Genomic DNA, 20,795 nt, shown 5'->3' with positions numbered 1-20,795 from the left:
CGGCCGGCGCGAATCGCCTCGGTGAGGGATGCGGGAGCAGCGACATGCGCGATAGGCAGGAGGGAGCGCCCGGGGGGCGTCTCCGGGCCGCCCCGACCCAGGAGGCCTGTCATGGTCCGTCGGCTCCTCACGCTCGTGCTGCTGGCTCTGCTGCTCGTCCCGTTCGCGCCCGCGCAGGCGAACCGTGCCGGGGACATCTACTCGAAGGACCACTTCGACAACCCCTACTCCTTCGACGACGACGGATGCGGCTTCACCTTCCACGTCGAGGGCCGGGTCCGCGGGTACGAGGTCATCTACAACGTCCCCGGCTCGCACGGGCAGGCCTTCCTCGACGACAACCGGTACCGGTTCCGTGAGACCTGGACGAACCCGGACAACGGCCGCACCGCGACCGTGACCGGCGCCGCTCACTTCCGCGAGATCAGCGCCACGCACGTCCGCGGCGACGTCTGGGACTTCGTCTCGGTGACCACCGGTCGACCCTTCACGGTGCGGGGGAGCAGGGGTGGCGTGGTGCTGTCCGACCACGGCCGGATCGTCGAGAAGACCCGCTTCGACACGCTCGGTGACTCCCAGCCGGGCGGCGAGGTCATCGACTCGCGGATCCTGCGGATCAGCGGGCACTTCCCGTCGTACGCGCCGGACTTCGACTTCTGCGCCCTCGCGGAGCGGGTCGTCGGCTGACGGGGCGGATCAGTGCCGGCCGCCCCAGGCCCGGTCGACCAGGTTGGTCGCCTCGGTGCGGGTGAGCCCGAGCCGGCGCGCGGTGGCGACGTACGCCGCCGCGGCGTCGGCGGCCGCCCCTGAACCGGCTGCGGGCGAAGAGGCCACGAACGTGCCACGCCGGCCCTCGGTGACCACGACCCCGTCGCCCTCCAGCTCGCGGTAGACCCGGGCGACCGTGTTGGCCGCCAGGTGCAGCTCGGCCGCGAGCGCGCGCACGGTGGGCAGCCTGGTCCCGGGGCCGAGGTCGCCCGAGGCGACCCGGCTCGCGAGCTGGGTGCGCAGCTGCTCGTAGGGCGGCGTGCCCGACGAGGGGTCGATCGGGTGCACGTCCATGAGACGGACCCTAGCCGTTGTTCACACCACCGGGCCGATGCGACAGAGTCCTCCCATGGATCGTGACGTGCTGGTGGTGGGCGAGGCCTTGGTCGACATCGTGAACGCCGCGGACGGCGACATCAAGGAGTACGCCGGGGGGAGCGCGGCCAACGTGGCCGTCGCCCTGGCTCGGCTGGGGCGGCCGGTGCGGTTCGCGACCAGCTTCGCCGACGACGAGCACGGTCGGCTGATCGGCGCGCACCTCGAGGACGCGGGTGTGCGGCTGGCCTCCGACCCGGGAGCGGTGGAGCGCACGTCGACGGCCGAGGCCACGATCGGCGTGGACGGCGCCGCGGACTACGAGTTCGACCTCGAGTGGCGCCTGAACCCGGTCACCGACGAGTCGGAGCCGCTGGTGGTCCACACCTGCTCGCTGGGCGCAGTCCTCGCCCCCGGTGCCGACGACGTCTTCGCGCTGCTCGACCGGCTGCGGGCGGTGGCGACCATCAGCTACGACGTCAACGCCCGGCCGGCGATCACCGGCACCGGGCCCGACCTGGTCGACCGGGTCGAGCGGATGGCGGGGATCGCGGACCTGGTCAAGGCGTCCGACGAGGACCTCGAGGCGCTGTACCCGCAGCTGGACCTGGTGAAGGCCGCGCGCCGGCTGCTCTCCCTGGGGCCGACGGCGGTCGTGGTGACGCGGGGTGGCGAGGGGGCGACGTGGGTCGGGTCCGACGAGGTCGTCGACGTCGCCTCGCGGGAGGTGGAGGTGGCCGACACGATCGGTGCCGGCGACACGTTCGGCGCGGCCCTGCTGGACGCGTTGTGGGAAGCCGGGCGGCTGGGTGCCCAGCAGCGGGAGTCGCTGGCCGGGCTGGGGCGCGAGGAGATCGAGCGGCTGCTGGGCCACGCCGCGCACGCGGCCGCGGTGACCGTGTCGCGCCCGGGCGCCGACCCGCCGTACCGGCACGAGCTGCCGGGCCTGCTGTAGCCCGTCAGGACGTCCCGGGCGACAGCCAGGCGTGCACGAGGGGGACGACGGACGCGCCCTCGCCGCTCGCGGCCGCGACTCGCTTCATCGAGCCGGAGCGCAGGTCGCCGACCACGAAGACCCCCGGCACTGTGGTGGCCAGGTTGTCCGGGGGCAGACCCCCGACCCAGTGGGCCCGGGGGACGTCGCGACCGGTGAGCACGAACCCCTTGTCGTCGAGGGCGACCGAGTCGGGCAGCCACCCGCATCGCGGCTCGGCCCCGAGCAGCAGGAACAGCCCGCGTGCCTCGCGCCGCTCGACGGTCCCGGTGGTGGTGTCGCGGACGTCGAGCCAGTCCAGCCGCCCGTCGCCGCCGGCGCCCACGACCTCCGAGCACGGCTGCACGGTGATCCGTGAGCTGTAGCGGATCTCGTTGACGAGGTAGCTCGACATCGTCTCCTCGAGCCCGGGTCGGCGGACCAGGATCGTGACCGACGCGGCGAACCGGGCCAGGTGGATCGCCGCCTGGCCGGCGGAGTTCCCGCCACCGACGACCACGACGTCGTACCCCTCCATCTCGCGCGCGGCGGTCATCGCGCTGCCGTAGAAGACCCCGAGGCCGGTGAGGTCGTCGATGCCGGGTGCGTGCAGCTTGCGGTAGGAGACCCCGGCCGCGACCACGACGGCCCGGGCGCGCACGTCCCCGCCGTCGGTGCGCAGCACGTGGGGCGTGCCGTCGTCACCGGGCTCGAGGGCGGTGACCTCCCAGCCGGTGAAGAAGCGGGTGCCGAAGCGGATCGCCTGGTTGCGGGCGCGCTGCGCGAGCCGCATCCCGGAGATGCCGCGCGGGAAGCCGAGGTAGTTGCGGATCATCGAGCTGGTGCCGGCCTGGCCGCCGACCGCCTCCGCCTCGATCACGACGGTGGAGAGCCCCTCGGAGGCGCCGTAGACCGCCGCCGCGAGCCCGGCCGGGCCGGCGCCGACGATCGCGAGGTCGACCACGGTGTCGACGTCGATGTCCTCCGGGCGGCCGTAGACGGTGACGGCGACGTCGCGCACGCTGCGCGGGGAGATCGGCGGCTTGTCCAGGGCCTGCACGAGCGGGTACGACGGCTCGCCGTCCACGTCGGTGAGGATCTCGCGAGCGGTGTCGCTGTCCGGGGCGTAGACCCGGTTGGGCATCCCCATGCGGTCCAGGAAGTCGCGGATCGCCAGGGTGAGGGCATCGGTCGTGGGCGACACGATGCGCACGCTGTCGACCTCCGGTGCGGCGACCGTCGAGCCCCAGTCCGACAGCAGCTCGGTGACCGCGGTGTGGAACTCCTCGTCCCGCGGCCCGCGGGGCATCAGCAGGTAGGCGTCGTACTTGCCCTTGGCCAGGCCCTCGCGCAGCCCGGGGGCGTCGGCGAGGAAGCGCGACCAGTGCGCCGCGACCATCCGGCGGGCGGTGGGGACCGCCGCCCGCCACCGCCCGAAGGCCTCGAGGACCGAGGCGTCCGGGAGCACCGACTCGGCGATGAACAGCGCGACCGGCTGTCCCTCGTCACGCAGGCGACGGGCGAGGTCCTCGGCGGCGGTCGCGCTGGTGACCGCGTGGAGGTCGTAGTCGCGGGCGTAGCGCCCGAACTCGTCGAGCAGGTGGTCGGCGTTCTCCTCCGAGACCAGGAGGACGGCGGGCTGGCGTGGCCGGTCACTCACATCGCGATCGTAGGCGAGGTCGCCGCACCGGCGCCCGGTCGCCCTTTGGCAGGATGCGGTGCGTGCGGATCCGGATCGACCTCGCCTACGACGGCACCGACTTCCACGGCTGGGCGACCCAGCCCCGGTTGCGGACCGTCCAGGGCGTGCTCGAGGCCGCGCTGGCCACGGCGCTGCGCGTCCCCGACGCGGCCGTGGTGTGCGCCGGCCGCACGGACACCGGGGTGCACGCCCGCGGCCAGGTCACCCACCTCGACCTCGAACCGGAGGTCCTCGCCGCGTCGGCCGGACGCTCCGACGCCCCGGCCACCGAGGCCCTGCTGCGCCGGCTCAACGGCATCCTCCCGGCCGACGTGCGGGTACGCCGCGTGGCCGAGGCCGCGGACGGGTTCGACGCCCGCTTCTCGGCGCTGTGGCGCCGCTACGCCTACCGGGTCGCGGACCTGCCGGGGACCGTCGACCCGCTCACGCGCCGGCACGTGCTGGCCTGGTCCCGCCCGCTCGACCTCGACGTGGTCAACGAGGCCTCGGCCCTGCTTCTTGGGGAGCACGACTTCGCCTCCTTCTGCAAGCGACGCGAGGGTGCCACCACGATCCGCACGCTGCTCGACCTCGCGTGGGAGCGGGACGCGGACGGCGTCGCGGTCGCGACGGTCCGGGCCGACGCGTTCTGCCACAGCATGGTGCGTGCCCTGGTCGGATGCCTGCTCGCCATCGGTGAGGGCCGGCGTCCCGTGTCGTGGGCGGCCGAGGTGCTGCGCGCGCGGGTCCGCGACCCCGCCGTGACGGTCGCGCACGCCCACGGGCTCACGCTCGAGGAGGTCGGCTACCCCGCCGACGACGCGCTCGCCCGCAGGGCCGAGCAGACCCGGGCCAGGAGGAGCAGCGATGGATGAGCACTACTTCAGCGCCGACCCGTCGGTGCCGTTCAGGCGCGCGCCCGTGCACGCGGCAGTGTGGGGTCACGACCTCGAGCTGACCAGCGGCTCCGGCGTCTTCGCGCAGGGCCGGCTCGACATCGGCACGGCCGTGCTGTTCCGCGAGACCGAGCCTCCGTCCGGGGGACGGGTCCTCGACCTCGGCTGCGGCTACGGTGTCATCGGCCTCGCGGTCGCGGTGGCCGTGCCGGAGTCCGTTGTCACCGCCGTCGACGTCAACGAGCGCGCGGTGCTGCTGGCCCGGGAGAACGCCGCCGCGCTCGGTGTGGCGGACCGCTACACCGCGACCACGCCGGAGGGGGTCGCCGCGGACGCGTCGTACGACGAGATCTGGTCGAACCCCCCGATCCGGATCGGCAAGGACGCCCTGCACGACCTCCTGCTCACCTGGCTGCCGCGGCTGGTGCCCGGCGGCCGGGCCGTGATGGTGGTCGGCAAGAACCTGGGGGCCGACTCCCTCCAGCGCTGGCTGGGGGAGCAGGGCTACCCGACCGAGCGGCTCGCCAGCGCGAAGGGATTCCGCGTGCTGGAGAGCCGTCGGCCGGCATAGGCCGCACGCCGCTCAGCAGCACGCGGTCGCGGACGGCACGAGCTCGCAGCTCGACGTGCCGCAGCACCCGCAGGTGGACCCCTCCGGGACCTCGCCGAAGGTCTCGGCGTCCTCGAGGACCGTGTAGATCTCCCAGCGCTCGCCGTTGGGCGCCCCCTGGACCCAGAACTTGTCCTGCTTGGCGTAGCAGCAGGTCGTGCCGCGCTCGTCGACCGAGGCGAGTCCCGCCGCCGCGAGCCGGGTCTGCTCCGCGTCGACGGTGTCCACGTCGGCCACCTCGACGCCGAGGTGGTTGACCGAGCCGCCCTGGCCGGGGTTCTCGATGAGCACGAGCTTCAGGGGCGGCTCGACGACCGCGAAGTTGGCGTAGCCGGGCCTGGTCTTGGCCGGCTCGACGCCGAACAGGGAGGTGTAGAAGGCGATCGAGGCGTCGAGGTCGTCGACGTTGAGGGCCAGCTGGAGACGGGACGTGCGGGACATGGGTGGACCTCCATAGATATTGATGACTGTCTATGTCCGATGTTGCACCAGACATAGACGCCTGTCAACATAGATGCATGTCGAAGTCCTCGATCGAGCTGACACCGGTCCAGACCGTGGCGTGCTGCTCGCCGCTGGTCCGCGAGCCCCTGAGCCAGGAGCAGGCCGAGGCGATCTCGCCGCTGATCAAGGCGCTGGCCGACCCGGTCCGGTTGCGGCTGCTGTCGCTGGTGGCCTCCCACGCCGGCGGCGAGGCGTGCGTCTGCGACCTGCAGGACGCCTTCGACCTCTCCCAGCCCACGATCAGCCACCACCTCAAGGTGCTGCACGAGGTGGGACTGCTCGACCGCGAGAAGCGCGGTGTGTGGGTCTACTACCGAGTCGTCGACGGCGCGCTGCGCGGCGTCGGCGCCCTCCTCGGCGGCGTCGCGCGGTGACGCTCGCGCGCCGGGCGGTGGCCGAGCTCGTCGGCACCGCCTTCCTCGTGGGCGCCGTCATCGGCTCGGGAATCGCTGCGTCGCGGCTGTCCCCGGACGACGTCGGGCTCCAGCTGCTCGAGAACAGCCTGGTCACCGGCGCGGCCCTGGTCGCGCTGATCCTGGCCCTCCAGCCGGTCTCGGCCGCCTTCAACCCGGTGGTCACGCTCGTCGAGCGTGCGCTCGGCCTCGTCACCACGCGCGACGTGCTTCTCCTCGTGCCTGCCCAGCTCGTGGGCGGCGTCGTCGGCGCGATGGTCGCGAACCTGATGTTCGGCCTCGACGCCGTCTCGGTCTCCGGCCACGAACGCACCGGTGGGGACCTGTGGCTCGGTGAGGTGGTGGCGACGCTGGGCCTGGTGACGGTCATCTTCGGCAGCATCCGCACCGGGCGGGTCGAGACGATCGCGTACGCCGTCGGCGGCTACATCACGGCGGCGTACTGGTTCACCAGCTCCACCAGCTTCGCCAACCCCGCGGTGACGATCGCCCGGATGCTCTCCGACACCTTCGCCGGGATCGCCCCCGCGTCGGTGCCGATGTTCGTGCTCATGCAGCTGGTCGGTGGCGTCCTCGCCCTCGGCCTCGTCCACCTCGTCTTCCCCCGACCCGAGAGGGTGTCGTGATGAACGACCGGCCCACCGTCCTGTTCGTCTGCGTCCACAACGCCGGCCGCTCGCAGATGGCCGCCGGCTACCTGCAGCACCTCGCCGGCGACCGGATCCAGGTCCTCTCGGCGGGCTCGGTGCCTGCGGGGCGGGTCAACCCCGTCGCGGTGGAGGCGATGGCCGAGGAGGGCATCGACATCACCGCCGCCACGCCCAAGGTGCTCACCACCGAGGCCGTGCGGGAGTCCGACGTCGTGGTCACGATGGGCTGCGGCGACGCGTGCCCGTTCTTCCCCGGCAAGCGATACGAGGACTGGCCGCTGGACGACCCGGCAGGCCAGGGGATCGAGGCGGTGCGTCCGATCCGCGACCAGATCCGCACCCGGATCGAGACCCTGGTCACGGAGCTGCTCGGCGGCTGAGGGACCGAGGTTCGGCCCCCGACCGGTGCGGGCAGGATGGACCCATGACCTACGAAGCAGCCGAGAACCGCTACGACACCGACGCGACCGGCATGGAGTACCGCTTCACCGGCCGCAGCGGCCTGAAGCTCCCCGCGCTCTCGCTCGGGCTGTGGCAGAACTTCGGTGACGACCGGCCGGAGGAGACCCAGCGGGCCATCCTGCGTCGGGCCTTCGACCGCGGCGTCACCCACTTCGACCTCGCCAACAACTACGGTCCGCCCTACGGCCGTGCCGAGGAGAACTTCGGGCGCTACCTCAAGGACGACCTCGCGCCCTACCGCGACGAGCTGGTCATCTCCACGAAGGCCGGCTACGACATGTGGCCCGGCCCCTACGGCCAGGGTGGCGGCTCGCGCAAGTACGTCCTCGCCTCGCTCGACCAGTCGCTGACCCGGATGGGGCTCGACTACGTCGACATCTTCTACAGCCACCGCTTCGACCCCGAGACGCCGGTCGAGGAGACGATGACGGCGCTCGACCACGCCGTGCGTCAGGGCAAGGCGCTGTACGCCGGCATCTCGTCGTACTCCCCGGAGAAGACCCGCGAGGCCGCCACCATCGCCCGTGAGCTCGGCACGCCCCTGCTGATCCACCAGCCGTCGTACTCCATGCTCAACCGCTGGATCGAGGAGGGCCTGCTCGACGAGCTCGAGCAGCAGGGCATGGGCTGCATCGTGTTCACCGCGCTGGCCCAGGGGCTGCTGACCGACCGCTACCTCGACGGCGTGCCGAAGGACTCGCGGGCCGCGCGCAGCGACTCCACCATCCCCGGCGAGCACCTCGACGAGAAGGTGCTCGGGCACGTCCGCCGGCTCAACGAGATCGCGTCGGCCCGCGGCCAGAAGCTGGCCCAGCTCGCGCTCCAGTGGGCGCTGCGCGACCCCCGGGTGACCTCCGCGGTCATCGGCGCGAGCTCGGTCGAGCAGCTCGACACCAACCTCGACGCACTGGCCTTCCCGGCGCTGAGCGCTGAGGAGCTGGCCCAGATCGACCAGAGCGCGGTCGACGCCGGCATCAACCTCTGGGCCAGGTCGACCGAGCACTGAGCGGCTCGTCGGAGTCACCGGTGGACCGGTGACTCCGACGGTCCTCAGTCCCCGCGGCCGTCCTCCCACAGCGTGCAGCCGACCAGCACGAGCACGGCGAGCAGCCCGCCGGCCACGACGTCGATGACGTAGTGCTCGCCGTAGTAGACCAACGCGGTGGACATCGCGACCGGGTAGGCCAGCAGCAACCAGCGCCAGCGCGAGCGCAGCCGCTGCACGGCGTAGATCGAGATCAGGAAGGTCATGCCGGCGTGGAGCGACGGCATCGCGGCCACCGGGTTGCCGATGCCCTGCAGGGCCACGCCGACGTGGTCGATGCCGAGGTCCGCCCAGCCTCGCCCGGTGAGCCGCTCGACGTGGGAGGGCAGGTAGCCCTCGTCCGCGGCCAGCCACGGCGGGGCCATCGGGTAGAGGATGTAGACCACGAGGGCGGCGAAGTTGATCGTCACGTAGCGCCGCATCCAGCGGACCCACTCGACCCGGTTGCGGACCCACAGCACCGCTGCGATCGTCAGCCCCGCCAGGAAGTGCGAGGTGTAGACCGTGGTGAAGGCGACGTCGTACCACCGCGGTGGCGAGCCGGGCAGGCACGGTTCGCCGCACCAGGCGTCCTGCAGCCGCTGGGTCGGCGTCTCCCCGCGGCCCAGCCAGGTGTCGACCGAGACCGGCATCGAGAAGTGCGGGGCGAACCCGAGGTCGTCGGTGAGCCCGCGGCTGTAGAAGTAGAGCATCAGCCCGACCAGGGGCGGCCACCAGTCCAGCAGGAAGTTCAGGTGGTAGCGCGGGTGCGCCTCCACGTGCCAGGCGATGGTGCCCAGCCACAGCCAGAGGAACACCGGGACGGTCCCCTTCGGGATGCCGAGGAGCTCCGACCAGGCGATGAAGGCCAGGGCGTAGACCAGCATCGCGCCGGTGCGTGCCCACGGCCTCGTGACCGGGGTCCGGTCGACGAGCTCCGCGTCCGCGAGGTGGTCGGGCCCCGTCTGCATGACCCCGATCCTAGGAAACCGGGGCGCGGAGCCACGTCACCCGAATTGATCACACCCGTCGCAGGGCCATCAGCGGGCAGCTGCGCACCGCGTGTTCCGCGTGCTCCTCGAGAGCCGCCGGGACCTGCGGATCCCGCTCACCGGTGCGGCTGAGCGGGAAGCCCCACTCGTCGCTGACCAGGAGCTCGGGCACCAGCTCGGCGCAGGCGCCGTGCCCGTCGCACCTGGTCCAGTCCACGTGCAGCCTGCTCATCGGTGCGCCCCCTCGCTGGGGCACTGCCCCGACAGGTGCGCGGCGACGTGGTCGTCGAACACGCGCATCGTGCTCGCCACCATCCGGGTGGTCCCGTCCGGGTGCGCGCAGGCGCCGCGGCCGGTGACCAGGAGCCGGAGCCGGTCGATCTCCGCGGGCAGGCCGCGGTCGGGCGCCAGGTCGGCGAGCCGCCGCAGTGCGTCGGCCATCCGCGGCAGGCCGTTGACGCAGGGTCCGCACTGGGCGGCGGACTCCCCGGCGAGGTACGCCGCGATGTCGGCCGCCGCCCGGACCGGGCAGCTGCCGCGACCGAGGACGTGCAGGACCCCCGCGCCGACCGAGGCGCCCCAGGGCCGCAGGTCGGGGTTGCTGAGGGGCGTGTCGAGTGCGCTGGCCGGGAGCCACGCCCCGTGGTAGCCGCCCACGAGCACCGCGACCGGGTCGACCGGGACCGCCGGGCTGAGCACGTCACCCAGCCGGCCGCCGCGCGCCGCCTCCACGACCCCCGGGTGCGCGACCGCGCCGCTCAGGGTGAACAGGGAGGTCCCCGGGTCCTCGGGGGTGCCGGCCTCGCGGAACCAGGCGACCCCGTGCCGGACCAGCAGCGCGAGCTGGGCGAGGGTCTCGGCGTTGAGGACGAGCGTCGGGCGACCGCCGACGCCCTTGGTGGTGACGCGCACCAGCGGGTCACGGGGGACCGCCGGGCGGCCTTCGAGCTGGTTGACCAGCGCGGACTCCTGGCCGGCGACGAAGCCGCCCCGCAGCCGGGCGACCCGGACCCCGCGCGCCCGGGCGGCCCGCCTGGCGGCGTCGGGCCGGATCTCCGGCCCGATCGCGAGGACGGTCTCGTGCGCACCCAGCGCGCGCCCGACCACGGCCAGGCCGTCCGCCACCAGGTGCGGGGCCCGGGTGAGCAGCACGGCGTCCTTGTGGCTCAGCGGCTCGCCCTCCATGGCGTTGCCGACCACGACCGGGGCCCGCCCCTCGGTGACCGCCCGCACCTTGATCGCGGTGGGGAACCCTGCCCCGCCCCGCCCGGTGAGGCCGGACTCCTCGATCAGGGCGAGCAGCCGGTCGAGGGTGGGCGTGGGCAGGCCGTCGGCAGGCGGCTCCGCGAGGAGGCGGCGCGTGTCGGCGTGGGTGAGGGTGCTCATCGGGAGACCTTTCGGGGAGTGCGCGTGCGGCCGCGGTCGCCGTACGACGGGAGGAGCCGCCAGCCGACGGCGGCGGTGACGGCCGCGAAGCAGGTGGCCGCCAGGCCGGTCATCCACACCGAGCCGGCGTCGGTGCCGGTGCCGAGGGCGTGGACCAGCGCGACCGGCCACAGCAGGTAGGTGAGCCAGTGGACGGCCCGGAAGACGCGCGGGCCCACCCGCTGCCGCAGCAGGCTGACGACGGTGACGACGGCCAGCAGGTCCACGGCCAGGGTGCCCAGGCCGAGGTAGAGCGGCCGGTAGCCGCCCAGGAACGGGAACAGGACGTCGATCAGGTGCAGCTGCGCGAAGGGGTCCAGGAACAGGCTGCCCACGTGCACCGCCACCAGGCCGGTGCCGGTGAGAGCGGCGGTCCGGTGGACGTCGGCGACGCCGAAGCGGCCGAGGCCACCCACCGAGCGGCCCGACCGGGTGGCGATCCCGAGGACCAGGGCGATCGTGAACATGACCAGCGCGACGATGCCGGTGCCCCGGCCCAGCGCCCAGAAGGCCTCGTTCATGCCGCTTCACCCTCGGGCTCGCCGGGCCAGCCGTTGCACAGGTGGATCGCGCCGGTCCGGTCGACCAGGCGGGCCGGAAGTCCCTGGGCGCCCAGCCAGCCCAGGCCGGCCGGGCCCTTGACGACGGTGGCGGTGGCGGCCGCGTTGGCGATGCTGCAGGTGGCCGCCGCGACGCTGACGCTGCGCCAGACCGGGTCTGCCGGACGCCCGGTCCGGGGGTCGACGATGTGGTGCAGCGTCTCGCTGCCGCGGCGCCAGGTACGCCGTACCGTGCTGGAGGTCGCGAGGGCGCTGCCGGCCGGGAGCGAGACCTGGGCGGCCGGGTCGGTGTCGGTGTCCTGGACGCGGACCTGCCAGCCGCCGGCCGGTGCGGGGCCGGCGGTGGCGATGTCGCCGCCGAGGCTGACCAGGACGCCGACGCCGAGCCGCTCGGCCACCAGTGCGGCCGCCCGGTCGGCGGCCACCGCCTTCGCGGTGGCGCCGAGGTCGAGCTCGATGCCGTCCGGCAGCCCGAGCCGCCGGCCGGCAAGCCGCAGGGTCCGCCAGCCGGGGACCGGACGGACGAGGGCGACCAGGCCGGTCCCGCTCTCGACCAGCCGGATGTCGCGGTCGTAGCCGAGCGCCGAGAGGGTCGCGCCGATGGTGGGGTCCACCGCACCGTCCGTGCGCCGGGCGGCGTCGAGCGCCTCGGCGAGCAGGTCGGCCAGCACGGGGGAGACCAGCACGGTCCCGTCCGGTCCGGGGCGGAGCGTGCTCACCTCGGAGTCGGGACGGAACCGGCTGGCGGCCCGTTCGACCTCCGCGAGCAGGTCGTCGACCAGCAGCAGCGCCTGCTCCATGGCGGCGGGCTCCGTGACGACGAGGCGGGCCCGGGTGCTCCACAGGTCCCAGTCGCGTGCGGCCTCCATGTCAGGACCCGCTCGAGGTGGCGTGGCTGGTGCCCGACGAGCCCTGCTGGAGGGTCGTCGTCCCCTGCGAGCCGTGGTTGGTCGAGCCCGTGCTCGAGCCGGAGCCCGTGCCGGTGCCCGTGCCCGTGCCCGTGCTCGCAGCGTGCTGGGCGGCGACGCCGCAGGCGGCGGTCACGCCCAGCGAGGCGGTGACGGCGCCGACCAGGAGCGAGCGGCGCACGCGGGCGGTGCGTCGGAGGCTGGCGGTGCGGTCGTGGGTCATGGGTGCTCCTCTGGTTGGTCTTCCTCCACGGTGGAGGCGGACGCTGTGAGCTCCCTGTGAGCAGGCATCGGGTTTCCGTGTCGCTGCTGCCCATGACCCGTAAACGGGATGCCGCGGGACCCCCGGGTGGCGCAGAATCCTTCGACGTGGGTCATGTGGATGTCGCCGGGGTGCGCTACGAGCTGCCGGACGGTCGGGTGCTCCTCGACGACGTGTCGTTCCGCGTCGGTGAGGGCGCCAAGGTCGCGCTCGTCGGCGCCAACGGTGCGGGCAAGACGACGCTGCTGAGGATCGTCACCGGCGAGCTCGTCCCGCACGCCGGGGTGGTCACCCGCACCGGCGGGCTGGGGGTCATGCGGCAGATGGTCAACGCCGGCCTGGGGGACTCCCCGACGGTCGCCGACCTGCTGCTGTCGGTCTCCCCGCCCCGGGTCCGGGCCGCGGCCGCCGAGGTGGACCGTTGCGAGCGCGCGCTCATGGACACCGACGACGAGTCGACCCAGATGTCGTACGCCGCCGCGCTGGCCGAGTACGCCGACGCCGGGGGGTACGACCTCGAGGTGACCTGGGACGTGTGCACGACGGCCGGCCTGGGCGTCCCCTACGAGCGGGCGAAGTACCGCGAGCTGCGCACCCTCTCGGGCGGTGAGCAGAAGCGGCTGGTGCTCGAGCTGCTGCTCCGCGGGCCCGACGAGGTGCTGCTGCTCGACGAGCCGGACAACTTCCTGGACGTGCCGGGGAAGATGTGGCTCGAGCAGCGGATCCGGGAGTCCGAGAAGACGATCCTCTACATCAGCCACGACCGCGAGCTGCTCGACAACACCGCGACCCGGGTGGTGACCGTCGAGCTCGGGAGCGCCGGCAACCAGGTGTGGACGCATCCCGGGGGCTTCGCGTCCTACCACGAGGCGCGTCGCGACCGGTTCGCGCGCTTCGAGGAGCTGCGCAAGCGGTGGGACGAGGAGCACGCGAAGCTCAAGGCCCTGGTGCTGATGTACAAGCAGAAGGCGGCGTACAACGACGGGATGGCCAGCCGCTACCAGGCTGCCCAGACCCGGTTGCGCAAGTTCGAGGAGGCGGGCCCGCCGACCGAGCAGCCCCGCGAGCAGCAGGTGAGGATGCGCCTGAAGGGTGGCCGCACCGGCAAGCGCGCCGTGGTCTGCGAGAACCTCGAGCTCACCGGGCTCATGCGGCCGTTCGACCTCGAGGTCTGGTACGGCGAGCGCGTCGCCGTGCTCGGCTCGAACGGCTCGGGCAAGTCGCACTTCCTGCGCCTGCTGGCGGCCGGAGGCTCCGACCCCGACGTCGAGCACCAGCCCGTGGGTGAGGTCGCCGTGGCGCCGGTCGACCACACCGGAAGGGCCAGGCTCGGTGCCCGGGTGCGGCCCGGGTGGTTCGTGCAGACCCATGAGCACCCCGAGCTGGTCGGCCGGACGCTGCTGGAGATCCTGCACCGGGGCGACCAGCATCGCGACGGCATGGGACGCGAGCAGGCCAGCCGGGTGCTGGACCGCTACGAGCTCGCGCACGCGGCGGACCAGAAGTTCGAGTCGCTCTCGGGTGGACAGCAGGCGCGCTTCCAGATCCTGCTCCTCGAGCTCTCCGGCGCGACCCTGCTGCTCCTCGACGAGCCGACCGACAACCTCGACGTGCAGTCGGCGGAGGCGCTGGAGGAGGGCCTCGAGGCCTTCGAGGGCACGGTGCTCGCGGTCACCCACGACCGGTGGTTCGCGCGCGGCTTCGACCGGTTCCTGGTCTACGGCGCGGACGGCGAGGTCTACGAGGCGCGCGGACCGGTCTGGGACGAGGGAAGGGTGGAGCGCGTCCGATGAGCGTGCCGAACGACGGGCTCGTGATCGAGCCGCTGGACCCGCACGACGTCGGTGCCTTCGACGCCTTCTACGACGTCTACCTCGCCGCCGAGCGCGCCCTGGGTGACATCGCCTCGCCGTGGATGCGCGAGGAGGTGCGCGTCTCGATGCAGGAGCAGGGCGCCAGCCGCTGGCTCGGTGGGTTCGTGGGTCGGGCCGGCGGACGGGTGGCCGTGGTCGGACAGCTGTCGACGCCGCTCCTCGACAACCGGGACAGCGCCACACTGGCGGTCCACGTCGACCCCGACCGGCAGCGCCGCGGGTTGGGCTCGGCCATGCTCGACCGGCTCGAGCGCGAGGCCCGTGACCGGGGGCGGACCCTGCTCAACGCCGAGGCCGTCTGGGGCTGGCCGGCAGGGGCCGAGGGCGCCGGTGAGGCCGGGCCGGAGTTCGCCCGCAGCCGCGGGTTCCGGCTGGGGCTGGCCGACGTGAAGCGCCGGCTGCTGCTGCCGGTGGCTGCGGAGCTGCTCGACACCCTGGCCGCCGAGGCGGCTCGCCACCACGCGGCCTACACCCTGCGCTCGTGGGAGGGGCCGGTCCCCGACGACCTCGTCGAGGGGTGGGCCCGGCTGTCCGGCTCGCTGGTGACCGAGGCTCCCACCGGGGAGGTGGAGCGCGAGCCGGAGCACGTCGACCCGGCCGTCGTCCGGGAGGCCGAGGACCTCCTGGCCAAGCAGGGGCGCCGGAAGTACAACACGGTCGCCCTCGACCGGACGGGCGACGTGGTCGCCTACACGGACGTCGCGACCACCGTCCACGAGCCCGGGAGGGCCTACCAGTGGGGCACCCTGGTGCGGACCGACGCCCGTGGGCACCGGCTCGGACTGGCGGTGAAGGTCGCCAACCTGCGGCTGCTCCAGGCCGCGCGGCCCGACCTGACCGAGCTCACCACCTACAACGCCGAGGTCAACCGCCACATGATCGGGGTCAACGAGCGCCTCGGCTTCACGCCCGTCGCGTGGCTCGGCGAGTTCCAGAAGCGCCTGTGCTGAGCGGCGGGACGGGGCAGGAGGCGGGGCCCCGGCGACCGTTCGGGAGACGGACCGTGCGGTCGCGGGGCCCCGCCGGCCCGGGGCGCCTCTCACCAACGCCCCGGGAGTCGGTTGCCTACGAGTTGGACGCCGTGGAGTCGGAGTCCAGCGCGAGCCTCACCGTCTTGGTGTCGCTCCCGCGGACGTAGGTCAGGGTGACCTCGTCACCCGGCCGGTAGGACCGGATCGTCGCGACGAGGGAGTCGGCACCGGTGATCTGCGCGTCGTCGACCTTGGTGATCACGTCGCCGCGCTGGAGCCCGGCCCTGTCGGCCGTGGAGCCGCTGGTGACCTCGCCCACCTGGGCGCCCTCGGAGACGTCGGCGTTGCTGTTGCTCGACAGGTCGGACACCGAGATGCCCAGCCGGGCGTGCGTCGGGGTCTCGCCCTTGGCCATCTGCTCGACGATGGGCATCACCTCGTCCATGGGGATCGCGAAGCCGAGTCCGATCGACCCGCCCTGGTCGGCCCCGGAGGAGCTCGAGGTCCGGATCGAGGAGTTGATCCCCACCACGTGGCCCCGCAGGTCGACCAGCGGGCCACCGCTGTTGCCGGGGTTGATGGCGGCGTCGGTCTGGATGGCGGGGTACGTCGTGCTGTTGCCCTGGGCGTCCGACCCCACGTCGACGGGACGGTTGAGCGCGCTCACGATGCCGCTGGTCACGGTGGACTCGAGGCCGAACGGCGAGCCGATCGCGACCACGCCCTGGCCGACGGCGAGCTCGGAGGACTTGCCGATCGTGGCCGGGGTGAGGCCGCTGACGTCCTCGGCCTGGATCACCGCGGTGTCGGTGAGCGGGTCGGTCCCGAGGACCTTCGCCTTCGCCGAGGTGCCGTCGTTGAAGGACACCGAGATGGTCCCGGAGTCGCCCGCGATCTCGACCACGTGGTTGTTGGTGAGGATCTGGCCGTCGGAGCTGAGGATGATGCCCGAGCCGGACCCCGCCTCCTGCGGGCCGGTGACGTCGATCTTCACCACCGACGGCAGGACCTCCTGGGCCACCTGCTGGACCGAGCCCTCCGGGGCCGCGGAGCTGGGGCTGCTCACGACCTGGGAGGTGGTCCGCGCGGTGGGGGAGGCGGCCGTGTCGGACCCGTTCGAGCCCCACTGGTCCCAGGCGGCCGCGCCGGCCACCCCCGCCGCCCCGCCCACGAGCAACGAGGTCGCCACCACGGAGGCCACGAGAGCCGACCGGGCCGGACGCCGCTTGGTCGCTGTACCTCCGGGCGGGGCCGGCGGCGGCCCGCCCGAGGGGGACATGGGGTACGGCGGCGCGTACGGCGGAGGGGTGGTCGGCCTTTCGCCCGGGGGCGGGGTGGAGGGGGTGTCGGTCATGTCCCCGAGGATGTCGCCCCTGCCTGTGACGGACCTGAGACGTCGCTGGGGGTCTTTGAAGAAGCCTCGGCGGCGAGCGTCATCTTCTTCAGCAGCCCGTTGAGCGTGGCCCGCTCCTCCGGCGCCAGCACACCGACCAGCGCGGTCTCCTCGGCGCCGAGCTCGGCCATGGCGCGCCGCCAGATCTCGGCACCGGCCCGGGTCACCTCGATCTCCACCCGTCGTCGGTCCACGGGGGAGGGGGTGCGCTTGACCCAGCCGGCCTGCTCGAGCCCGTCGAGGCGGCCGGTCATGCCGGCGCCGCTCAGCCCGAGCGCCTCGGCGAGGGCGGACGGGTTGGCGGTACCCGGCGTCTCGCTGATCATCAGGCGGTGCAGGGTGTCGTACTCGAAGTCCTGGAGCCCGGTGCGGGCCGCGGTCTCCCGTCGCACCTGCTTGAGGTGACGCGTCAGCCGCGCGATCCGGGTGACGATGGCCTCGGTGTCGTCGTCGAAGGTGATGTCGACCCAGTGGTCCCGCCAGCGGGCCACGTGGTGGTCGGTCCAGTCCTGCGGCTCGTCCATGGGTCCGACTCTAGTCCGATCTAATTCGTTGACGAATAGTTCGCCAGCGAATTAAATGTGCCGCATGACGACGACGGAGACGGTGCCGGCCCGGCGCGGCCCGATGCGCTCCCGCAACTTCCGGCTGCTGGCGACCGGCACCACCACCAGCGCCCTGGGCAACGCGATCACGCCCGTCGCTCTCGCGTTCGCGGTGCTCGACCTCGGGGGCTCCGCCACCCAGCTCGGGCTGGTGGTGGCGGCGTTCGCGCTGGCCGAGGTCGTGACGGTGCTCTTCGGCGGCGTGCTCGGCGACCGGGTGCCCCGGCAGCTGATGATGGAGGGCTCCGCGGCGGCCAGCGCCGCCACCCAGGGGCTGATCGCAGTGCTCCTCGTCGGCGGCTGGGCCAGCATCCCCGCGCTCGGGGTGATCGGGATGGTCAACGGCTGCCTCTCGGCGCTGAGCGGGCCGTCGTCCCAGGCGATGACCCGGCTGACGGTCCCGGCGGAGGACCTCTCCTCCGCCGTGGCGCTGCGCCGGCTGCTGCAGACCACGGCCGGGGTCATCGGCTTCTCGCTCGGCGGCATCCTGGTGGCCGCGGTCGGCCCCGGCTGGGCGATCGCGGTCGACGCCGCGACGTACGCCCTCGCCGCCCTGTGCTACTCGCTGCTCCGCGTGCCGCACACCCGTCCGGAGGGAACCCGTCCCTCGCTCCTGGCCGACATGGGCGAGGGGGCGCGCGAGGTGCTGCGGCACGCCTGGCTCTGGCTCCTCATCGGGCAGGCGCTGCTCTACCACCTGTTCTACGGCGGCGCCCAGGGCGTCGTGGGGCCGATCGTGGTGGGCGACGGGATCGGGCGCTCTGCCTGGGGGCTCGCGCTCGGCGCGCTGATGGCCGGGTTCGTCGTCGGCGGCCTGGTCTGCCTGCGCTGGCGGCCGGCGCACGGGCTGTACGTCGGCACCGCGCTGCTGTCGCTCACCGCCGCGTTCCCGCTGGCGATGGCACTCTCGGACCAGCTGTGGGTGGTGCTGCTCGGCGCCTTCCTGCACGGGTTCGGCCTGGAGGTCTTCAGCATCAACTGGGACCTGTCGATCCAGCAGAACGTCGCAGAGGACAAGCTCGCCCGCGTCTACTCCTTCGACATCGTCGGATCCTTCGTCGCGCGCCCGCTGGGCCTGGCCCTGACCGGCCCGGTGGCCGAGGCGGTCGGCTTCGACCGGTGGCTGGTCGTCGTGGGTGTCGTCATGGGCGGCTCGTCGCTGCTGGCGCTGCTCTCACCCGACGTGCGCCGCCTCCGCCGGCAGGGCTGACCTGTTGTGGGGCCTTGTGACCTCGGACACAATCGCCCCATGACTGCGCCCACGCCCCGTTTCGTCGACGACCGCCTGGCCCACTGGGCCGCCACCACGCCCGACGCCGAGGCCATGACCTACGGCCGGCGCACCTGGAGCTGGGCGGAGTGGGACGACCGGGTACGCCGCGCCGCCGGAGGACTGCGGTCGTTCGGCATCGGCCGGGGTGACGTGGTGGCCTTCCTCGACAAGAACCACCCCGCGTGCGTCGAGATCAGCATGGCGGCGGGGTCCCTCGGGGCCGCGAACGCGATCGTCAACTGGCGCCTGGCCGGCGACGAGGTCGACTACACCGTCAACGACAGTGGCGCCCGGGTGCTGTTCGTGGGTTCGGAGCTGATGCCGCTCGTGGAGAAGATCCGCGACCGGCTGCCCGGCGTGGAGAAGGTCGTCGAGGTGACGCCCGAGGGCGGCGAAGGGGACGAGTACGAAGCCTGGCTGGCGGCCGCGACCCCGGTGTCCCGGCCCGACGACGTCGACCCCGAGGACGTGTGCCTGGTGATGTACTCCTCGGGCACCACGGGCCACCCGAAGGGCGTGATGCTCACCCACACCAACATGGTCGAGCACACCCTGAACGCCCACGACGGCTGGGTCTTCGAGCCCGGCGACAAGAGCATGGTGTCGATGCCGCTCTTCCACGTCGGCGGCTCGTCGTACGTCCTCTTCGGCATCCACGACGGCATCCCCAGCATCATGACCCGCGAGCCGGACGGGGCCTCGCTGGCGGGCGCGATCCTCGGCGGCGCCAACCGGACCTTCCTGGTGCCGGCCGTCCTCGCCCAGGTGCTCCAGGCGGGCCCGGACGCCGTGAAGCTCTTCGGCGCCCTGCGGACCTACACGTACGGCGCGTCGCCGATGCCGCTGCCGCTGCTGCGGGCGGCGATGGAGGCGTGGCCGGACACCGACTTCATCCAGGTCTACGGGCTCACCGAGGTCGCGGGGGTGGCCACGCACCTGATGCCCGAGGCGCACCGCGACGCCGAGCACCCCGAGCGGCTCACCTCGGCGGGGCAGCCGATCCCCGGTGTGGAGGTCCGCGTCGTCGACCCCGGCACCCTCGAGGACCTCCCGGTCGGCGAGCACGGCGAGATCTGGCTGCGCACCAGGCAGCTGATGAAGGGGTTCCTCGGCAAGCCGGAGGAGACCGCCAAGGTCATCACCGAGGACGGCTGGTTCCGCACCGGTGACATGGGCAAGGTGGACGCCGAGGGCTTCGTCTTCGTCGAGGACCGGCTCAAGGACATGATCATCAGCGGTGGCGAGAACATCTACTCACCCGAGATCGAGCGGGTGCTCGCCGAGCACCCGGCGGTCATGGAGGTCGCGGTGATCGGTGTGCCGGACGACCGCTGGGGCGAGGTCGTCAAGGCCGTGGTGTCCCTCAAGCCGGACACGTCGGCCACCGAGGAGGAGCTCATCGCCTACTGCCGCGAGCACCTCGCGCACTTCAAGTGCCCTCGCTCGGTGGACGTGATCGGGGCGTTGCCGCGCAACCCCACCGGCAAGATCCTCAAGCGCGAGCTGCGCGCGCCCTACTGGCAGGGGCACGACCGCACGATCGTGTGACCGCCCGCCGCGCGGTCAGACCGGGAGGCCGTGCGCGCGCAGGTCCCGGCGCAGCGACGCGGCGTCGGTGAACACCAGCGCGCGCATGCCGACCCGGGCGGCCGCCGCGACGTTCTCCTCGCGGTCGTCGACGAAGACCAGGTCGGTGAGCGCCTGCCCGGTGCGGGCGGCGACGATCTCGAAGATGCGCGGGTCCGGCTTGGCGACGCCCTCGGTGCCGGACACGAACACCTCGCGCAGCAGCTCCCGCAGGAACGGGAACTTCGCCGGCCCGTGGGGGAACAGCTCGTGGGACCAGTTGGTCAGCCCCCACATCGGGACACCGGCCGCGTGCAGCTCGCGGAGGAGGGAGACGCTGCCCGGCACCTCGCCGACCAGCGAGTCGGAGAAGTTCGCGCGGTAGGCCAGGGCGTGCTCGACCCAGTGCGGATGCGTGCGCCGGACCGCGGCCTCCGCCTCCTCCCAGGTCTGGCCGGAGTCGGGGCCGTGGTTCCACGCCAGGAAGTCGAAGTCGTCGGCGTCGCGGAAGCGGGCCGCCTCCGCGGGTCCCACACCGGCGGCGATCGCGGCGTACGGGTCCCATTCGACCAGCACGTTGCCCAGGTCCCAGACGACACCGGTCGGCACGGACGGGACGACCCCGGACGGAGAACCGTCCGGGGTCGTCGACACGTCGGGGCCGCTCGTG

Annotated in this window: 24 protein-coding genes; 12 read left to right on the top strand and 12 right to left on the bottom strand. The window is 73.1% G+C overall.

The genetic code is table 11. From position 1 onward, the window contains the following. The first annotated feature begins 111 nt into the window (after window positions 1-111). On the top strand, window positions 112-687 hold the full coding sequence (locus ACFO9I_RS21160) for a hypothetical protein (RefSeq protein WP_379184556.1): 576 nt from the start codon (window positions 112-114) through the stop codon (window positions 685-687). Window positions 688-696: 9 nt separating this feature from the next. Here ACFO9I_RS21160 and ACFO9I_RS21155 read toward each other — a convergent pair whose 3' ends face one another. Continuing rightward, window positions 697-1,062: a GntR family transcriptional regulator gene (locus ACFO9I_RS21155; RefSeq protein WP_379184554.1), complete on the bottom strand. Its 366-nt coding sequence runs from the start codon at window positions 1,060-1,062 to the stop codon at window positions 697-699. Between the two features lie 55 nt (window positions 1,063-1,117). Here ACFO9I_RS21155 and ACFO9I_RS21150 point away from each other — a divergent pair, with 55 nt between their 5' ends. Next, window positions 1,118-2,038 (top strand): carbohydrate kinase family protein, encoded by a 921-nt coding sequence (locus tag ACFO9I_RS21150; RefSeq protein WP_379184552.1) that lies wholly within the window; start codon window positions 1,118-1,120, stop codon window positions 2,036-2,038. Between the two features lie 4 nt (window positions 2,039-2,042). Here the strand turns inward: ACFO9I_RS21150 and ACFO9I_RS21145 are convergent, their stop codons facing one another. Continuing rightward, window positions 2,043-3,716, bottom strand: coding sequence for an FAD-dependent oxidoreductase (locus ACFO9I_RS21145; RefSeq protein WP_379184550.1), 1,674 nt, complete (start codon window positions 3,714-3,716; stop codon window positions 2,043-2,045). A 62-nt stretch (window positions 3,717-3,778) separates the two neighbouring features. On the opposite strand from ACFO9I_RS21145, the gene truA reads away from it, so the two are divergent. Then, on the top strand, window positions 3,779-4,612 hold the full coding sequence (gene truA, locus ACFO9I_RS21140) for a tRNA pseudouridine(38-40) synthase TruA (RefSeq protein WP_379184548.1): 834 nt from the start codon (window positions 3,779-3,781) through the stop codon (window positions 4,610-4,612). After that, window positions 4,605-5,204, top strand: a complete 600-nt coding sequence (locus ACFO9I_RS21135) for a class I SAM-dependent methyltransferase (protein WP_379184546.1) — start codon at window positions 4,605-4,607, stop codon at window positions 5,202-5,204. The genes truA and ACFO9I_RS21135 overlap by 8 nt, the downstream gene beginning before the upstream one ends. A 12-nt stretch (window positions 5,205-5,216) precedes the next feature. Here the strand turns inward: ACFO9I_RS21135 and ACFO9I_RS21130 are convergent, their stop codons facing one another. Then, a complete protein-coding gene (locus ACFO9I_RS21130) occupies window positions 5,217-5,684 on the bottom strand; it encodes an ArsI/CadI family heavy metal resistance metalloenzyme (protein WP_379184544.1) in 468 nt (155 codons plus the stop codon). Between the two features lie 77 nt (window positions 5,685-5,761). On the opposite strand from ACFO9I_RS21130, the gene ACFO9I_RS21125 reads away from it, so the two are divergent. The 4 genes from ACFO9I_RS21125 to mgrA are packed head-to-tail and all read left to right on the top strand — an operon-like array spanning window position 5,762 to window position 8,278. Then, window positions 5,762-6,121 (top strand): ArsR/SmtB family transcription factor, encoded by a 360-nt coding sequence (locus ACFO9I_RS21125; RefSeq protein WP_379184542.1) that lies wholly within the window; start codon window positions 5,762-5,764, stop codon window positions 6,119-6,121. Beyond that, entirely contained in the window at window positions 6,118-6,786 is a 669-nt protein-coding gene (locus ACFO9I_RS21120; RefSeq protein WP_379184540.1) for an aquaporin, read from the top strand. The genes ACFO9I_RS21125 and ACFO9I_RS21120 overlap by 4 nt, the downstream gene beginning before the upstream one ends. Beyond that, a complete protein-coding gene (locus tag ACFO9I_RS21115; RefSeq protein ID WP_379184538.1) occupies window positions 6,786-7,190 on the top strand; it encodes an arsenate reductase ArsC in 405 nt (134 codons plus the stop codon). The genes ACFO9I_RS21120 and ACFO9I_RS21115 overlap by 1 nt, the downstream gene beginning before the upstream one ends. Window positions 7,191-7,234: 44 nt before the next feature. Further along, window positions 7,235-8,278, top strand: a complete 1,044-nt coding sequence (gene mgrA, locus ACFO9I_RS21110) for an L-glyceraldehyde 3-phosphate reductase (protein WP_379184536.1) — start codon at window positions 7,235-7,237, stop codon at window positions 8,276-8,278. Window positions 8,279-8,322: 44 nt separating this feature from the next. Here the strand turns inward: mgrA and ACFO9I_RS21105 are convergent, their stop codons facing one another. From ACFO9I_RS21105 to ACFO9I_RS21080, 6 genes are read right to left on the bottom strand one after another with little or no spacing between them, the layout of a single operon-like run. Beyond that, complete coding sequence (locus ACFO9I_RS21105; RefSeq protein WP_379184534.1) at window positions 8,323-9,267, bottom strand: phosphatase PAP2 family protein; 945 nt, start codon at window positions 9,265-9,267, stop codon at window positions 8,323-8,325. Window positions 9,268-9,316: 49 nt separating this feature from the next. Then, window positions 9,317-9,520 carry a ferredoxin gene (locus ACFO9I_RS21100; protein WP_379184532.1) on the bottom strand — a complete coding sequence of 68 codons (204 nt, stop codon included), beginning with the start codon at window positions 9,518-9,520 and terminating at the stop codon, window positions 9,317-9,319. Then, a complete protein-coding gene (locus tag ACFO9I_RS21095) occupies window positions 9,517-10,674 on the bottom strand; it encodes an NADH-ubiquinone oxidoreductase-F iron-sulfur binding region domain-containing protein (protein WP_379184530.1) in 1,158 nt (385 codons plus the stop codon). Before ACFO9I_RS21095 ends, ACFO9I_RS21100 begins: the two co-directional genes overlap by 4 nt. Beyond that, complete coding sequence (locus ACFO9I_RS21090; protein WP_379184528.1) at window positions 10,671-11,234, bottom strand: ferric reductase-like transmembrane domain-containing protein; 564 nt, start codon at window positions 11,232-11,234, stop codon at window positions 10,671-10,673. Before ACFO9I_RS21090 ends, ACFO9I_RS21095 begins: the two co-directional genes overlap by 4 nt. After that, window positions 11,231-12,142 carry an FAD:protein FMN transferase gene (locus ACFO9I_RS21085; RefSeq protein ID WP_379184526.1) on the bottom strand — a complete coding sequence of 304 codons (912 nt, stop codon included), beginning with the start codon at window positions 12,140-12,142 and terminating at the stop codon, window positions 11,231-11,233. The genes ACFO9I_RS21090 and ACFO9I_RS21085 overlap by 4 nt, the downstream gene beginning before the upstream one ends. 1 nt (window position 12,143) lies before the next feature. Then, the gene (locus ACFO9I_RS21080; protein WP_379184524.1) at window positions 12,144-12,404 is read right to left on the bottom strand and encodes a hypothetical protein; all 261 of its coding nucleotides are present in this window, start codon (window positions 12,402-12,404) and stop codon (window positions 12,144-12,146) included. 146 nt (window positions 12,405-12,550) lie between these two features. On the opposite strand from ACFO9I_RS21080, the gene ACFO9I_RS21075 reads away from it, so the two are divergent. After that, on the top strand, window positions 12,551-14,236 hold the full coding sequence (locus ACFO9I_RS21075) for an ABC-F family ATP-binding cassette domain-containing protein (protein WP_379184522.1): 1,686 nt from the start codon (window positions 12,551-12,553) through the stop codon (window positions 14,234-14,236). Continuing rightward, the gene (locus ACFO9I_RS21070) at window positions 14,233-15,267 is read left to right on the top strand and encodes a GNAT family N-acetyltransferase (RefSeq protein WP_379184520.1); all 1,035 of its coding nucleotides are present in this window, start codon (window positions 14,233-14,235) and stop codon (window positions 15,265-15,267) included. Before ACFO9I_RS21075 ends, ACFO9I_RS21070 begins: the two co-directional genes overlap by 4 nt. A gap of 115 nt (window positions 15,268-15,382) precedes the next feature. On the opposite strand, the gene ACFO9I_RS21065 is transcribed toward ACFO9I_RS21070, so the two are convergent. Beyond that, window positions 15,383-16,642, bottom strand: coding sequence for a S1C family serine protease (locus ACFO9I_RS21065; protein WP_379184518.1), 1,260 nt, complete (start codon window positions 16,640-16,642; stop codon window positions 15,383-15,385). Beyond that, on the bottom strand, window positions 16,639-17,205 hold the full coding sequence (locus tag ACFO9I_RS21060; RefSeq protein WP_379184516.1) for a MarR family winged helix-turn-helix transcriptional regulator: 567 nt from the start codon (window positions 17,203-17,205) through the stop codon (window positions 16,639-16,641). The genes ACFO9I_RS21065 and ACFO9I_RS21060 overlap by 4 nt, the downstream gene beginning before the upstream one ends. Before the next feature lie 64 nt (window positions 17,206-17,269). Here ACFO9I_RS21060 and ACFO9I_RS21055 point away from each other — a divergent pair, with 64 nt between their 5' ends. Further along, window positions 17,270-18,496: an MFS transporter gene (locus tag ACFO9I_RS21055; RefSeq protein WP_379184514.1), complete on the top strand. Its 1,227-nt coding sequence runs from the start codon at window positions 17,270-17,272 to the stop codon at window positions 18,494-18,496. 39 nt (window positions 18,497-18,535) lie between these two features. Beyond that, on the top strand, window positions 18,536-20,107 hold the full coding sequence (locus ACFO9I_RS21050; RefSeq protein WP_379184512.1) for a long-chain-fatty-acid--CoA ligase: 1,572 nt from the start codon (window positions 18,536-18,538) through the stop codon (window positions 20,105-20,107). 15 nt (window positions 20,108-20,122) lie between these two features. Here ACFO9I_RS21050 and ACFO9I_RS21045 read toward each other — a convergent pair whose 3' ends face one another. Then, the gene (locus ACFO9I_RS21045) at window positions 20,123-20,779 is read right to left on the bottom strand and encodes an HAD family hydrolase (protein ID WP_379184510.1); all 657 of its coding nucleotides are present in this window, start codon (window positions 20,777-20,779) and stop codon (window positions 20,123-20,125) included. Window positions 20,780-20,795 lie beyond the last annotated feature (16 nt).

Source organism: Nocardioides sp. GCM10023255 (genome assembly GCF_042653125.1).
Lineage (GTDB): Bacteria > Actinomycetota > Actinomycetes > Propionibacteriales > Nocardioidaceae > Nocardioides.
This window is presented reverse-complemented; position numbering and strand designations above follow the sequence as displayed.

What these genes read in the sequence shown, in the direction of transcription:
- ACFO9I_RS21160 (WP_379184556.1), top strand. Translation starts at nt 112, where the DNA reads ATGGTCCGTCGGCTCCTCACGCTCGTGCTGCTGGCTCTGCTGCTCGTC.
- ACFO9I_RS21155 (WP_379184554.1), bottom strand. Translation starts at nt 1,062, where the DNA reads ATGGACGTGCACCCGATCGACCCCTCGTCGGGCACGCCGCCCTACGAG.
- ACFO9I_RS21150 (WP_379184552.1), top strand. Translation starts at nt 1,118, where the DNA reads ATGGATCGTGACGTGCTGGTGGTGGGCGAGGCCTTGGTCGACATCGTG.
- ACFO9I_RS21135 (WP_379184546.1), top strand. Translation starts at nt 4,605, where the DNA reads ATGGATGAGCACTACTTCAGCGCCGACCCGTCGGTGCCGTTCAGGCGC.
- ACFO9I_RS21130 (WP_379184544.1), bottom strand. Translation starts at nt 5,684, where the DNA reads ATGTCCCGCACGTCCCGTCTCCAGCTGGCCCTCAACGTCGACGACCTC.
- ACFO9I_RS21125 (WP_379184542.1), top strand. Translation starts at nt 5,762, where the DNA reads ATGTCGAAGTCCTCGATCGAGCTGACACCGGTCCAGACCGTGGCGTGC.
- ACFO9I_RS21115 (WP_379184538.1), top strand. Translation starts at nt 6,786, where the DNA reads ATGAACGACCGGCCCACCGTCCTGTTCGTCTGCGTCCACAACGCCGGC.
- mgrA (WP_379184536.1), top strand. Translation starts at nt 7,235, where the DNA reads ATGACCTACGAAGCAGCCGAGAACCGCTACGACACCGACGCGACCGGC.
- ACFO9I_RS21105 (WP_379184534.1), bottom strand. Translation starts at nt 9,267, where the DNA reads ATGCAGACGGGGCCCGACCACCTCGCGGACGCGGAGCTCGTCGACCGG.
- ACFO9I_RS21100 (WP_379184532.1), bottom strand. Translation starts at nt 9,520, where the DNA reads ATGAGCAGGCTGCACGTGGACTGGACCAGGTGCGACGGGCACGGCGCC.
- ACFO9I_RS21095 (WP_379184530.1), bottom strand. Translation starts at nt 10,674, where the DNA reads ATGAGCACCCTCACCCACGCCGACACGCGCCGCCTCCTCGCGGAGCCG.
- ACFO9I_RS21090 (WP_379184528.1), bottom strand. Translation starts at nt 11,234, where the DNA reads ATGAACGAGGCCTTCTGGGCGCTGGGCCGGGGCACCGGCATCGTCGCG.
- ACFO9I_RS21085 (WP_379184526.1), bottom strand. Translation starts at nt 12,142, where the DNA reads ATGGAGGCCGCACGCGACTGGGACCTGTGGAGCACCCGGGCCCGCCTC.
- ACFO9I_RS21080 (WP_379184524.1), bottom strand. Translation starts at nt 12,404, where the DNA reads ATGACCCACGACCGCACCGCCAGCCTCCGACGCACCGCCCGCGTGCGC.
- ACFO9I_RS21070 (WP_379184520.1), top strand. Translation starts at nt 14,233, where the DNA reads ATGAGCGTGCCGAACGACGGGCTCGTGATCGAGCCGCTGGACCCGCAC.
- ACFO9I_RS21065 (WP_379184518.1), bottom strand. Translation starts at nt 16,642, where the DNA reads ATGACCGACACCCCCTCCACCCCGCCCCCGGGCGAAAGGCCGACCACC.
- ACFO9I_RS21060 (WP_379184516.1), bottom strand. Translation starts at nt 17,205, where the DNA reads ATGGACGAGCCGCAGGACTGGACCGACCACCACGTGGCCCGCTGGCGG.
- ACFO9I_RS21055 (WP_379184514.1), top strand. Translation starts at nt 17,270, where the DNA reads ATGACGACGACGGAGACGGTGCCGGCCCGGCGCGGCCCGATGCGCTCC.
- ACFO9I_RS21050 (WP_379184512.1), top strand. Translation starts at nt 18,536, where the DNA reads ATGACTGCGCCCACGCCCCGTTTCGTCGACGACCGCCTGGCCCACTGG.